The organism is Paraburkholderia jirisanensis, assembly GCF_054782355.1.
The window spans coordinates 844,769-858,329 of sequence record NZ_BAAGSQ010000029.1 but is presented as its reverse complement, the minus strand read 5'-3'; the positions used below and the strand labels follow the sequence as shown (position 1 = coordinate 858,329).

The following is a 13,561-nucleotide window of genomic DNA, read 5'->3' as shown; positions in this document are numbered from 1 at the left end:
CTTCGAAACTTTGACAGCGAGGCAATTCATGGCGAAGTCGGTATTGATCACGGGCGCAAGCCGCGGCATCGGCCGCGCGACCGCGCTTTTGCTGGGCGCGCGCGGCTGGTCGGTGGGTGTCAACTACACGAGCAATGAAGCCGCGGCACGCGAAACCGCCAGCGAGGTCGAACAGGCCGGCGGCCGCGCGATTCTGCTGGCCGGCGATGTGGCCGACGAAGCCGCGGTGATCGCGATGTTCGATGCGACGGTGCAGGCGTTCGGCAAGCTCGATGCGCTGGTCAACAACGCGGGCATCGTCGCGCCGGGCATGCCGCTGGTCGACATGGATGCGGCGCGCATCCGGCGCATGTTCGAGGTGAATACGGTCGGCGCCTATCTGTGTGCGCGCGAAGCTGCGCGGCGCATGGCGAAGAATCGCGGCGGCCATGGCGGTGCGATCGTCAATGTGTCGTCGATGGCGGCCAAGCTCGGCGGGCCGAACGAGTACGTGGACTATGCCGGCTCGAAAGGCGCAATCGATACGCTGACCGTGGGCCTCGCGCGCGAACTCGGTCTGCAGGGCGTGCGCGTGAATGCGGTGCGGCCGGGACTGATCGATACCGAGATTCACGCGAGCGGCGGCCGCCCGGACCGCGCCGCGGTGCTAGGCGCGACGACACCGCTCGGGCGTGCGGGCGGTGCGGATGAAGTCGCCGAGGCGATCGTGTGGCTGCTGTGCGATGAGTCTTCGTATGTGACGGGCGCGACGCTGGATGTGTCGGGTGGTCGGTGAGATGTTGATGTGAGCGACAGGCGCGACGTGCTAACGCGCCTCTCGCCGCACGCATGCGGCGCTCAAAACGACGAACCGCGTTGCGTCAGAAACACCCGCTCTTCGTCAGTGGACGTGCGACCGAGAATCGCATTGCGATGCGGGAAGCGTCCGAAGCGCTCGATCACCTGCGCATGCCGCAGCGCCGCTCCGTAGTACGACGGGTCGATCGGCTCCGCCTGCAACTGTTCCGCTAACCGCAGCGACTCGCGCTGCACGTCCAGCGATTCGCTGTGCTCGTACGGCAGGTACACGAATGCGCGGTGATAGGGCGTCGGCAACTGCCGGTCCGCGCCCACTTCGACCATCCGCTGTGCCACACGCAATCCGTGCGCATCTGCCGCGAAGGCTCGCGCGGTATTGCGGTGGCAATTGCGCGAAAACTGATCGAGCACGATGACCAGCGCCAGCGCGCCAGGCGGTGTGGCCTGCCACGCATCGAGTTCGCCTGCGATACCCGCGTCGATCAGTGCGCCGAAGCGCGTGCGTAGCATGTCGTCGAAAGCGGCATTGCGTTTGAACCACTGCTTGCGGTCGGTACCGAACTCCGGCGAACCCGGCACGCCAAACCAGCAGTCCAGCACCTCGCGGGCACGTGGCTCGAGCGAAGCGTATGAAGCGTCCGGATCAGGCGCCACGTGGTCGCCCGAAGCAGCCGGCGACGGTGGCTTCACACCAGCTCCAGCACCAGCCGTCGCGTGCGCGCGCTCTTCTTTTCGAGCTTCGCTACGCGCAGCACGCCGATTTCGCCGGTGTTGCGTACATGCGTGCCGCCGCACGGCTGCAAGTCGACGCCTTCGATACGCAACAGACGCACGCGGCCCAAGCCCATCGGCGGCTTCACGCTCATCGTGCGGACCAGTTCAGGACGCGCCGCCATTTCATCATCGGTGATCCACTCGGTCGCGACGCCGTGCGCGCCGCCGACCAGTTGCGCGAGTCGCGCCTCGACGTGCTCGCGTTCGATCGGCTCGACCGTCGCGAAGTCCAGACGCGCGTAGTCGGTGGTAATGCTGCAGCCGTCGACCGCATACGGCAGCACCGCGCACATCAGGTGACTCGCCGTATGCAAACGCATATGCCGATAGCGGCGCTCCCAGTCGATTTCCGCCTGCACGCGCGTGCCCACAGCAAATTGCGCAAGCAGCGCTTCCTGCCCGGCGGCAGGCACGTGCACCGCATCGTCGGGCGTCGCGCCGTCGAACTTCGCCTTGCGCGTATCCGCAATCGCGATGCGCGTGCCGTCGGCCAGCACCAGCGCGCCGGCGTCGCCGGCCTGGCCGCCGCCAAGCGGATAAAACACGGTCTGGTCGAGATGGATGCCCAGTTCGTCGACGGCGGTAATGGTCGCGTCGCAGTGGGTCAGATACGCGTCTTCGCGAAACAGTGCGCGTGTGGTCATGGGGAGTCTCCTGGACGTTTTTTATGGAACGGTCGAGCGGCGACGCGTAATGCAATCACACCGCGTGCAATACGCCGCGTGCACTCAACCCGGGCGGTTGCGCATCCAGTCCGCGGTATCGAAGAACGAGTGCAACAGCCGCTCGCGCAGCGCCTCGGACAGCCCGACGTCCTCCATCGCCCACGCCATCGCGCGCAGCCACTGGTCGCGCTCCGACGAAGCGATCGCAAACGGCAGATGCCGCGCGCGCAGCCGCGGATGGCCGAAGCGATCTTCGTAATGGCTCGGGCCGCCGAGCCAGCCGCACAGGAACCAGAAGAACTTGTCGCGCGAACCGTCGAGCGTCGGCGGATGCAGCGCGCGGATGCCGGCGAAATCCGGCTCGAGGTCCATCAGATCGTAGAAGCGGTCGACCAGCTCGCGCACGCGCGTCTCGCCGCCCACCAGTTCGAACGCAGTCGGTTGCGCCAGCGTTTCGTTGTTGGAGTCGGTCATACGGTAAAAAGAAAATGAACTGCGAAAACACCCATCACGCGTCGCGCAGCGACTGCAGCGCGGGCCGCATCAGCACGTGCCGCAAGCTGAGCCAGCCGCCGACGCCCGCACAGACGACCCCGGCCGCCACCCCCGCCGGCAACACCCACGGATCGAACGCGAGATAGAACTCGAACACACGTGTCGCGAGGATCGAGCCGATCAGCTGCGCGCCGAGTGCCGCCATCAAGCCGGACAGCGCGCCGACCGCGACGAACTCCGCCACCTGCACCGCGCGCACCTGGCGGTGCGACGCACCCAGCGCGCGCAGCAGCGCGGATTCTCGCATACGCTCGTCGCGCGTACCGGCAAGCGCCGCGTACAGTACCAGCACGCCGGCCACCAGCGTGAACAGGAACAGGAACTGCACCGCGCCGATCACCTGCTCCATCACCGCCTGCACCTGCGCGAGGATCGGCCCGGTATCGATCGCGGTCAGATTCGGATAGAGCGCGATCAGGCCGTCGATCACGCTGCGCTTCTCTGGCGGCACGTTGAAGCTGGTGATGAAGGTCGCCGGAAAATCCTTCAACGCGGCCGGTGGCATCAGCACGAAGAAGTTCACCTTGAACGAGCCCCAATCGAGCTTGCGCGTGCTCGTCACCGGCGCGTCGACCTGCAGGCCGGTCACGTCGAAGCGCAGCGTATCGCCAGGCTTCACGTTGACGATCTTCGCGAGACCCTGCTCGATCGAGATCTGCGGTTTGTCGGTGGCGCCGTACCAGCTGCCCGCGGCGATCCGGTTGTCGTCGGGTAGCTGCGTCGTGTACGACAGGTTGAACTCGCGATCCACCAGGCGGCGCGCGTCTTCGCTCTTGTAGTCGTCCGGATTGACCGGCTTGCCGTTGATCGCGATCAGCCGGCCGCGCACCATCGGCGACAGGTCGACGCCCGTCATGCCATGCGCGCCGAGATACTGCGTGACCGCGTCGCGCTGATCCGGCTGGATGTCGATGATGAACTGGTTCGGCGCGTCGGCCGGTGTCGATTTGCGCCAGCCTTCGACCAGATCGTTGCGCGTCATCGCGATCAGCAGCAGGCACATCAGGCCGATGCCGAGCGCGGTGATCTGCAGTGCGCTCGCATTGGCACGCCGCTCCAGCGACGCAAGCGCATAGCGCCAGCCAATACCGATACTGAAGCGCTCGCTGCGCACGAGACGCGCGGCGCCCCACAGCGCGGCGCGCGCGATGCACGCAAAAGCCAGCAACCCGCCCGCGAAGCCGCCGGCAACGATGCCGCCGAGTTTCACTTCGCCCGCCGCCAGCACCAGCAGCCCGGCAAACAGCACGATGCCGAGGCCGTACGCGAGCCACGCGGTGCGCCCCGCGTCGCCCCATTCGCGGCGCAGCACGCGCACCGGCGGCACGTGCGTAAGCGGCAGCAGCGGCGGTAGCGCGAAGCCGAGCAGCAGCACGAGACCCGCGCCGATGCCTTCGAGCGCCGGCCACGCACTGGGATACGGCAACGCGACGTCGATCAGGGTGCCGAGCCATTGCAGCAGCGCGAGATGGCCGGCAAAGCCGAGCGCGACGCCGATCACACCGCCGATCAGCCCCAGGCCGACGAACTCGAGCGTGAACAGCGTACGCAGCGTGCGCTGGCTGACGCCGAGGCAGCGCATCGCCGCGCAGCTGTCCAGATGCCGGCGCATGTAGCGATGCGCGGCCATGGCGATCGCCACCGCCGCGAGCAGCGCGGTCAGCAGCGACACGAGCGTCAGGAAATGGCGCGCGCGGTCGAGCGTCTGCCGCACTTGCGGCTGGCCGTCCTGCAGCGACTCGAGCGCGACGCCGCGCAGCTTGCCGCCGTCGACGCGCTCGTGCGCCCACTTCGCATATTGCTGGACCGCGCCGTCGCTGCCGGCGACCAGCAGCCGGTACGTGACGCGGCTGCCGTACGTGACCAGCCCGGTGGACGGCAGGTCTGCCGCATTCAGCATCAGCCGCGGCGAGAAGTTGACGAACGCGAAGCCGCGGTCGAGTTCCTTCGTGATCAGCGCGCCGATCGTGAACTCGCGGCCGCCGACTTTCACCTTGTCGCCCACCTTCAACTTCAGCGTATCGAGCAGTTGCTGGTCGACCCAGACGGTGCCGGGCGCCGGAATGGAAGTCGCCGCGGCATCGGGCGCGCCAGGTGCCGGCGCAATGCGCAGCGCGCCGCGCAGCGGATAACCGGGCGACACGGCCTTGATCGCCGCGAGCCGCGACATCGGCTGCGCGGCCATCGTGTTGACCATGCTGGGAAAGATCGCCGTATTCGCCACCGCAAGGCCCAGCGATTTCGCCTGCTGCGCGAACTGCGGATCGACCGGATGATCGGCGCGCACGATGAAATCGGCGGCGATCATGCGCCGTGCATCGCGTTCGAGCCCCTGGTGCAGGCGGTCGGCCAGAAAGCCGACACTGGCGAGCGCCGCCACCGCCAGCACCAGCGCGAGCAGCAGCATCGTCAATTCGCCGGCGCGCCAGTCGCGCGCGGTCATCAGCGCGGCTTGACGCAGCAGGTCGGAGAGCGTGAGGCGGCGCGCTTGCGGGCGCGGCAGACGGAGATCGTCAGGGGTATGGGCCGGTGCGCTCAATCGTGACGGCTCCGCGCGAGCCGCGACACCATATGCGTCGCCATGCCGCGAAAGCCGCCCTGCACGCTGCGCCACAGCCGCGGCAGGATCCAGCCCGCGACCATCAGGAAGCCAACCAGCATCACGAGGAACACCACCGGCACGAACAGCGCAAGCAGCACGCCGCCAAATACCAGGCCGTCTTCAGCGGTCGACGTAACAACGTTCGACACCGGTTCCGGCGACAGGTTGATCAGCGCGCGGGTGCCGGCCTTGGTCAGATGCGCGGTGCCGGCGAGCGTGCCGCCCGCCAGCGCCGCAACCGTCAGCAGCGCCGGGTCCGCATGGCCGAGCGCGCCGGCGGCCAGCATCGCGCCGGCAGGAATGCGGATAAACGTATGGACCGCATCCCATAGCGAATCGAAGGCGGGGATCTTGTCGGCGAGGAATTCGGTGATCGCGAGCGCGGCGGCCACGCCGATGACCCACGGCGAACTGAGCGCGGACAGCGTGTCCGGCAAATGGATGATGCCGAAGCGGGCAAACAGGCCGGCGATCAGCACCGTCAGGTAGAGGCGCAGCCCACTGCCCCATGACAGGCCTGCTGCAAGCGAAAGGGGTTCAAGCATGGCCGCCTCCGAAGGCGCGCGGCACGCGCCTCATGCTTCACGCAGCCAGGGACGCGAAGCACGCCCGGGCGCTCCGCCCCGCCGAAGCCGCCAGTCCCGCGCGGCGCGGGCCGCACGGTACGAGTTCAGGTTGGAATTGGGTTCATTATAGCCACGTCGATTCGGAAACCGTCGGTCGAAAACCGCGCATAGTGTCGCGAAATACCCGAATGGATGGCTTTGGAGACGGTTTTTTTGCGAGTTTCGCGCGTGGATGCGAGGGTTTTTGCGGAGGCGGGAGGCGGTAGGTGAGCCGGACGAGGGCCGGCTCTGCGGCAGAATCGAGGACCCGCGCGGGGACCAAGCCAGTGGCCAACTCAGTCGCCAACCCAGTGGCCAACTCAGTGACCGGACGACAGCTTCAGCCCGATCAACCCGACCACGATCAGCGCCGCGCTCGCCACGCGAGCCAGCGTGACCACTTCGCCCAGCATCACGATGCCAAACACGAAGGCGCCGACCGCACCGATGCCGGTCCACACTGCATAGGCGGTGCCGAGCGGCAGTTCGCGCATCGCATACGCGAGCAGCACGAAGCTGCCGAGCGCGGTCACGATGGTGAACACCGACGGCCACAGCCGCGTAAAGCCTTCGGAAGATTTCAGACCCGCGGCCCACGCTACTTCGAGCAGACCGGCGATAAAGAGAAGAATCCAGGACACGAGAACGCTCCCAGTGGATGGGGTCGTCCCCGTTGAGGCGAATGCGCAAGGCCGTCCTTACAGCGGTGTAATTATATCAAACGGAACTGGTTTGCGCGGGTCGTCATGCGCAAACCGATATATTGCGGCGATTTGCCGCGACGTCGTCAGGCAACGCCAACCAGCCGATACCCAACCCCGGTCTCCGTGACGATATGCTCCGGCTGCGCCGGATCGCGTTCCAGCTTCTGCCTCAGATGCGCCATATAGATGCGCAGATAGTGATGGCTCTCGACATGCGACGGCCCCCACACGTCGCGCAGCAGCTGCCGGTGCGTCAGCACGCGGCCCGCGTGCCGCACCAGCGTCGCGAGCAGCCGATACTCGATCGGCGTCAGATGCACCAGTTCGCCGTCGCGCCACACCTGGCGCAACGCGAGGTCGACGGTTACCGCGCCGAAATGCGCCTGCGGCGAATCGCTCGCGGCGGCCTGATTGCGCCGCCGCAGATGCGCGCGAATGCGCGCGAGCAGTTCCGATACGCCGAACGGCTTGGTCAGATAGTCGTCGGCGCCGGCGTCGAGCGCGGCCACCTTCTCGCTTTCCTGGGTGCGGGCGGACAGCACGATCACCGGCAGATCGCTCCAGCCGCGCAGCTCGCGGATCACGTCGAGGCCGTCGGTATCCGGCAGGCCGAGGTCGACGATCACGAGGTCGGGCTTGCGCGTGGCCGCTTCGACGAGCCCCTGCTTGCCGGTTTGCGCATCGTGCACGACGATGCCCTCGCCTTCCAGCGAAGCCCGCACGAAACGGCGGATCTGTTTTTCGTCTTCGATCAGTACGACCGTAATGCTGGGGTCACTCATGGGCGGGTCTGGTAGTCGTGGGCGGGGCGAGCGGCTGGTCGGCCGGAGCCGGCGCAGCTGCGGGCCGGCTGGCGGAAGGCGCGGCTGCGTCCCGTGCCGGCGCCCCGGTTGATGCCGCGTCTGGGGCGTCGGGTGATGCGTCGTCTGGTGCGTTGCGTGTTTCGTCGCTGGTTGCGTGGGCCGATGCCGCAGCCGACGTCGCGCCCGGCGCGTAGCTTGACGCGATACCTGCTGCGGGCGGCGTAACGAACGTTGGCGCTGAGGTTGCCGCTGAGGTTGCTGCGAATGACGCTGCCGGCAGCAAGTCCTGCGGTTCCTCGTCCAGTTCCTCCAGCGCATCGTCATCCAGCACTTCGGGCACCGGCGGCGGCGTCTCGGCCGGCAACGTAAACCAGAACCGCGCGCCTTCGATACGGCCATCGGCCGACAGCCGGTTGGCTGCGCCGATTGTACCGCCGTGTGCATCGACGATCGCGCGACAGATCGCGAGCCCAAGGCCGATGCCCGGCTTGGCCGATTCCTTCTCGCCGCGCGTGAATTTCTCGAAAATGCGCGACTCCATACCGACCGGCAGTCCCGGCCCGAAATCGTCGACGCTCACGCGCACATACGGCTTGCCGTCTTCGTCGATGCGCTGCGCGCCGATCATCAGCGGCGTATCCGCAGGCGTGTATTTCGCGGCGTTCTCGAACAGGTTCGAGAACAGCCGCTCCATCAGCACGGCATCGAGCTGCAGCAGCGGCAGATCGGCGGGCAGCTGCACCTGCACCGGGTGCCCGGCCAGTACGCGCCGGCACGCGCGCAACGCAGCGCCGACGGTTTCCTCCAGCAGCGACCATTGCCGGTTCAGTTGCAAACCGCCGGCCTGCAGCCGCGCCATATCGAGCAGATTGGTGACGATGCCGGCCATACGCATCGATTCTTCGTGGATCGCTTCCACGAGGTCGTCGATCGCCTGCGACTGCGTGTGCTGCGCTTCCTGCAACGCGTCCTCGGAATACGCTTGCGCGGCCGCGCCTTCCGCGGCGTTCTGCGCGGCACGCGCCTGCGCGAGCATCGACGAAAAACCGACGATGGTGGTGAGCGGCGTACGCAGATCGTGCGAAATCGCCGACAGCAGCGAATTGCGCAAACGCTCCGATTCCATATTGACGAGCGCATCGCGCGCGATTTCGACGTAATGCACCCGTTCGAGCGCCAGTGCGATCTGCGCGGCAAACGCTTCGATCATGCGCTGCTGCTCGGGCACGTCGAGTTCGCGCTCGTCCTGCATCTTGACCGCCAGCACGCCGCGAGTACGCATCGGCGCTTTCAGCGGCAGGTACAGCGCGGCGGCCGCCGGCAGCGTATCGGTGCCGTGGCCGGCCGGTTTCTGCTGGTCGTACACCCACTGGCCGACGTCGATATCGAGCAGCGGGCCGTCGAGCATGATCTTCACGTCCGGATCGTCGACTTTCTGCTTCACCTGGTCTGCGCTGTCCGGCAGCAGGATCGCGACGCGCGAGCGGAACACCTCGCTGACGTGCCGGCTGCCGATCCCGACGATCTGCTCGGTGCTCAGCGCGGCAGCCAGTTCGCGCGCCATCGCATACATCGCGCTGGTGCGCTGCTCGCGGCGCTGCGCGACGCTCGCTTCGCGGCGCAGGCTGGACGTGAGATGGCTGATCACCAGCGAGGTCAGCAGCATGCCGACGAAGGTCAGCAGGTATTGCGTATCGGTAACCGACAGCGACAGGCGCGGCGGCACGAAAAAGAAATCGAACGCGGCAACGCTGAGAAACGACAACAGCACGCCTGGCCCGCGCCCCAGTTTCACCGCGGCGAAGATCACGCCGAGCAGATACAGCATCACGAGGTTCGCGAGATCGATCCGGCCGATCAGCGTGCTCGCAATAAACGTGACGAACGCGCAGATCGCGCCGGCCCACGCATAGGCAGATAGCGGCGAACGCCGCGCCTTGGCGTTGCGCAACGCATCGCGCCACGCGCTGGCGTCGGCGTTTTGCAGCAGGTCGCGCGCGCTGCCCTCGTCGGTCATCGCACGGATCAGCGTCAGGTCGAGATCGTCGGAGCGCTCCGCGATGCGCTCGCCGAACGGGCGGCGCAACCAGCGCGACGTGCCGCTGCGCGACGAACCGCCTGCCACCAGCTTCGATACATTGCGCACACGCGCATAACCGACCAGCGTCGCGATCGGATCGGCGCCGGCCAGTGTGGCGGTTTCCGCGCCGAGATCGGCGGCGAGGCGCAACGCGTTCAGCGTGCGCTCGCGCAATGCATCGGGCAGCCGTTGCAGTTTCGGCGTTTCGACATAGACGGCGATCCAGTCGGCCTTCAATGCCGCGGCAAGGCGCGCGGCCGCGCGCACGAGGCGCGGCGCTTCCGGGCCGGGCCCCACGCACACCAGGAGCCGCTCGCGCGCCTGCCAGATATGCTGGATCGAACGGTCGGCGCGATACTCGCGCATCTGCGCATCGACGCGATCGGCGGTGCGTCGCAACGCCAGCTCGCGCAGCGCGATCAGATTGCCTTTGCGGAAGAAGTTGCGCACCGCGCGCTCGGCTTGCTGCGGCAGATAAACCTTGCCGTCGCGCATCCGGTCGAGCAGTTCTTCGGCGGGCAAATCGACCAGCGTCACTTCGTCGGCGCGATCGAACACGCGGTCGGGCACCGTCTCCCACACGCGGATGCCGGTGATCTGGCCGACCACGTCGTTCAGACTCTCCAGATGCTGCACGTTGACCGTCGTGTACACGTCGATGCCAGCATCGAGCAGTTCATAGACGTCCTGCCAGCGCTTCGCATGGCGCGCACCGGTAACGTTCGAATGCGCGAGTTCGTCGACGAGGATCAGTTGCGGCTTGCGCTCGAGCGCGGCATCGAGATCGAACTCGCCAAGCAGGCGGCCACGATACGTAATGCGCGCAAGCGGCAGCACGTCGAGCCCCTCGAGCAGCGCAGCGGTTTCGCTGCGGCCGTGCGTCTCGGCAATGCCGACCACCACGTCGATGCCTTCTTCCTTGCGCCGCGCGGCGGCCAGCAACATCGCATAGGTTTTGCCGACGCCCGCCGACGCGCCGAAAAACACCTTCAGCCTGCCGCGCTGGCGCCGCTCTTCTTCGCGTTGCAACTTACCGAGTAATTCGTCCGGATCGGGTCGATTCATACGGATTCAGGCCGTTGCCGGCCGGGTGATGCTGCGCATGCCAGGTGTGTCGTGCGGTGGGTCGTGCGCAGCGAAGTTGCGCGGCCTGACCGCCCGCGCATCGCAGATGGTGACACGTCTTCTTCATTGCACGCAAATGGCGAGCGGGGCGACGTCCGTGCGGACGCCGCCCCGCAAGCGCAACGCGCACGCGGTTTAGCCGTGCGGCATCGCGTCGAGTGCGAGGTTCAGCTTCAGCACGTTGACGCGCGGCTCGCCGATCAGGCCGAACGTGCGGCCGGTCGTATAACGGTCGACCAGCGCCTGCACATCAGCCTGCTGCAGGTTGCGCACCTTCGCAACACGCGCCACCTGATAAGCAGCGGCAGCCGGCGTGATCTCCGGATCGAGACCGCTGCCCGACGACGTCACCAGGTCGACCGGCACCGGCTGCGACATATCGGTACCGGCGGCCTTCAGTGCGTCCAGACGCCCTTTCACCTCATCGGTCAGCGCCGAGTTCAGCGGACCGATGTTCGACGCGCTCGAACCCGCCGCGTTGTACGGCATCGGCGAGGTTGCCGACAGACGGCCCCAGAAGTACTTCGGCGCATCGAACTGCTGGCCGATCAGCTCAGAGCCGACCACCTTGCCGTCCTGCTCAAGGATGCTGCCGTTCGACTGGTGGTTGAACACCACCTGGCCGAAACCGGTCATCACGGCCGGATAGGCAAGACCAGTGATCGCAGTGAGCACCACAAACAGCACGATCAACGGACGAAACATGGATTTCATGATGGTTTCCTTAATTCAAGCGCGCATCAGGCCCAGCCGCACGCGGCCAGCACCATATCGATCAGCTTGATACACGGGAACGGCAGGATCAGGCCGCCGAGGCCGTAGATCAGCAGGTTGCGGCGCAGCAGCGAAGCCGCACCGATCGCGCGATACTTGACACCCTTCAGCGCCAGCGGAATCAGCATCACGATGATCACCGCGTTGAAGATCACCGCCGACAGGATCGCCGAAGCGGGCGTGGTCAGATGCATCACGTCCAGCACGCGCAGTTGCGGGTAGGTCGACGCGAACGCCGCCGGGATGATCGCGAAGTACTTGGCGACGTCGTTGGCGATCGAGAACGTAGTGAGCGAGCCGCGCGTCATCAGCATCTGCTTGCCGATTTCGACGATCTCGATCAACTTGGTCGGGTTCGAATCGAGGTCGACCATGTTGCCCGCTTCCTTCGCGGCCTGCGTACCGGTGTTCATCGCCACCGCGACGTCAGCCTGGGCCAGCGCCGGGGCGTCGTTGGTGCCGTCGCCGGTCATCGCGACAAGGCGGCCTTCTGCCTGGTGCGCACGGATGGTCGCAAGCTTCGCTTCCGGCGTCGCTTCCGCGAGGAAGTCGTCAACGCCGGCTTCGGCTGCGATCGCCGCGGCGGTGAGCCGGTTGTCGCCGGTCACCATCACGGTCTTGATACCCATCTTGCGCAGTTCGGCAAAACGCTCCTTGATGCCGCCCTTCACGACGTCCTTCAGCTCGATCACGCCGAGTACGCGCGCGCCGTGTTCGCCCTTTTCGGCGACTACCAGCGGCGTGCTGCCGCGCCGTGCGACTTCATTGACGACGTTCTGCACTTCGGCCGGGAAACGGCCGCCGCGAGCTTCGACATACGCCTTCATCGCTTCGGCCGCGCCCTTGCGGATTTCGCGATCGGCGAGGTCGACGCCGCTCATGCGGGTCTGCGCGCTGAACGGAATGAATACCGGCTTGAGCACTGCCATGTCGCGCTGGCGAATATTGAAGCGCTGCTTGGCCAGCACCACGACACTGCGGCCTTCCGGCGTTTCGTCCGACAGCGACGCGAGTTGCGCGGCGTCAGCCATCGCTTCCTCGGTGACGCCCGGCGCCGGCACGAAGGCCGAAGCCTGACGGTTACCGAGCGTGATCGTGCCGGTCTTGTCGAGCAACAGCACGTCGACGTCGCCGGCCGCTTCGACCGCACGGCCCGAGGTGGCGATCACGTTAGCCTGCATCATGCGGCTCATACCCGCCACACCGATGGCCGACAGCAGGCCGCCGATGGTGGTCGGAATCAGGCACACCAGCAGGGCGACCAGCGCGGTAATCGTCACCACGTGGCCCGCTTTCACCGCTTCGACCGAGAAGATCGAGAACGGCAGCAGCGTCGCGGTAGCGAGCAACAGCACGATGGTCAGAGCGACCAGCAGAATCGTCAGCGCGATTTCGTTAGGCGTTTTTTGACGCTTGGCGCCCTCCACCATCGCGATCATGCGGTCGAGGAACGCCTCGCCCGGATTCACGGTGACGCGCACCACGATCCAGTCCGACAGCACGCGCGTGCCGCCGGTCACCGACGTGAAGTCGCCGCCCGACTCGCGGATCACCGGCGCGGATTCGCCGGTAATTGCCGATTCGTCGACCGATGCGACGCCTTCGATCACTTCGCCGTCGGCAGGAATCGTGTCGCCGGTCTCGACCAGCACGACATCGCCCTTGCGCAGATCGGACGCCGTCATGATGCGGATCGGCGACTTCGGGTGCGGCTCGTTCAACTTCTTGGCCATCACGTCTTTCTTCGCGCTGCGCAGCGACGCAGCCTGGGCCTTGGAACGGCCTTCGGCGAGCGCTTCTGCGAAGTTGGCGAACAGCACCGTGAACCACAGCCACAACGAGATCGCGAGAATAAAGCCAGCCGGGGCTTCCGCTTGCCCAACCAGCGCGGCGATCCACAGGATGGTCGTCAGGATACTGCCGACGTACACGCAGAACATCACCGGGTTGCGGAACTGCGTGCGCGGCGTCAGTTTCTTGAAGGAGTCCACGATCGCCGGACGCACTAGCGTCGGGTCGAACATGGACCGTGTTGCCGAATGTTCAGTCATTTCTTCCTCGAATATTCTGTGATGA

General features: G+C 66.4%; 11 protein-coding genes. 1 reads left to right on the top strand and 10 read right to left on the bottom strand.

The window, feature by feature from the left end; genetic code table 11:
• The first annotated feature begins 28 nt into the window (after positions 1 to 28).
• Positions 29 to 775: an SDR family oxidoreductase gene (locus ACYVNQ_RS29545; protein WP_460907581.1), complete on the top strand. Its 747-nt coding sequence runs from the start codon at positions 29 to 31 to the stop codon at positions 773 to 775.
• A gap of 62 nt (positions 776 to 837) precedes the next feature.
• Here ACYVNQ_RS29545 and ACYVNQ_RS29540 read toward each other — a convergent pair whose 3' ends face one another.
• From ACYVNQ_RS29540 to kdpB, 10 genes are all read right to left on the bottom strand, one after another.
• A complete protein-coding gene (locus ACYVNQ_RS29540) occupies positions 838 to 1,488 on the bottom strand; it encodes a DUF924 family protein (RefSeq protein WP_460907579.1) in 651 nt (216 codons plus the stop codon).
• Entirely contained in the window at positions 1,485 to 2,216 is a 732-nt protein-coding gene (locus ACYVNQ_RS29535) for an alanyl-tRNA editing protein (RefSeq protein WP_460907577.1), read from the bottom strand. The genes ACYVNQ_RS29540 and ACYVNQ_RS29535 overlap by 4 nt, the downstream gene beginning before the upstream one ends.
• Positions 2,217 to 2,300: 84 nt before the next feature.
• Positions 2,301 to 2,711 (bottom strand): group II truncated hemoglobin, encoded by a 411-nt coding sequence (locus tag ACYVNQ_RS29530; protein ID WP_460907575.1) that lies wholly within the window; start codon positions 2,709 to 2,711, stop codon positions 2,301 to 2,303.
• A 34-nt stretch (positions 2,712 to 2,745) separates the two neighbouring features.
• The gene (locus tag ACYVNQ_RS29525; protein WP_460907761.1) at positions 2,746 to 5,235 is read right to left on the bottom strand and encodes an ABC transporter permease; all 2,490 of its coding nucleotides are present in this window, start codon (positions 5,233 to 5,235) and stop codon (positions 2,746 to 2,748) included.
• Positions 5,236 to 5,327: 92 nt separating this feature from the next.
• Positions 5,328 to 5,939, bottom strand: a complete 612-nt coding sequence (locus ACYVNQ_RS29520; protein WP_460907573.1) for a DUF4126 domain-containing protein — start codon at positions 5,937 to 5,939, stop codon at positions 5,328 to 5,330.
• 380 nt (positions 5,940 to 6,319) lie between these two features.
• On the bottom strand, positions 6,320 to 6,640 hold the full coding sequence (gene sugE, locus ACYVNQ_RS29515; protein ID WP_460907571.1) for a quaternary ammonium compound efflux SMR transporter SugE: 321 nt from the start codon (positions 6,638 to 6,640) through the stop codon (positions 6,320 to 6,322).
• Positions 6,641 to 6,786: 146 nt separating this feature from the next.
• Positions 6,787 to 7,485, bottom strand: a complete 699-nt coding sequence (kdpE, locus tag ACYVNQ_RS29510; protein ID WP_175109242.1) for a two-component system response regulator KdpE — start codon at positions 7,483 to 7,485, stop codon at positions 6,787 to 6,789.
• Positions 7,478 to 10,651 (bottom strand): DUF4118 domain-containing protein, encoded by a 3,174-nt coding sequence (locus ACYVNQ_RS29505; RefSeq protein ID WP_460907569.1) that lies wholly within the window; start codon positions 10,649 to 10,651, stop codon positions 7,478 to 7,480. The genes kdpE and ACYVNQ_RS29505 overlap by 8 nt, the downstream gene beginning before the upstream one ends.
• 195 nt (positions 10,652 to 10,846) lie before the next feature.
• Entirely contained in the window at positions 10,847 to 11,425 is a 579-nt protein-coding gene (kdpC, locus tag ACYVNQ_RS29500; RefSeq protein ID WP_460907567.1) for a potassium-transporting ATPase subunit KdpC, read from the bottom strand.
• 26 nt (positions 11,426 to 11,451) lie between these two features.
• Positions 11,452 to 13,536 (bottom strand): potassium-transporting ATPase subunit KdpB, encoded by a 2,085-nt coding sequence (gene kdpB / locus ACYVNQ_RS29495; protein WP_460907565.1) that lies wholly within the window; start codon positions 13,534 to 13,536, stop codon positions 11,452 to 11,454.
• Positions 13,537 to 13,561 lie beyond the last annotated feature (25 nt).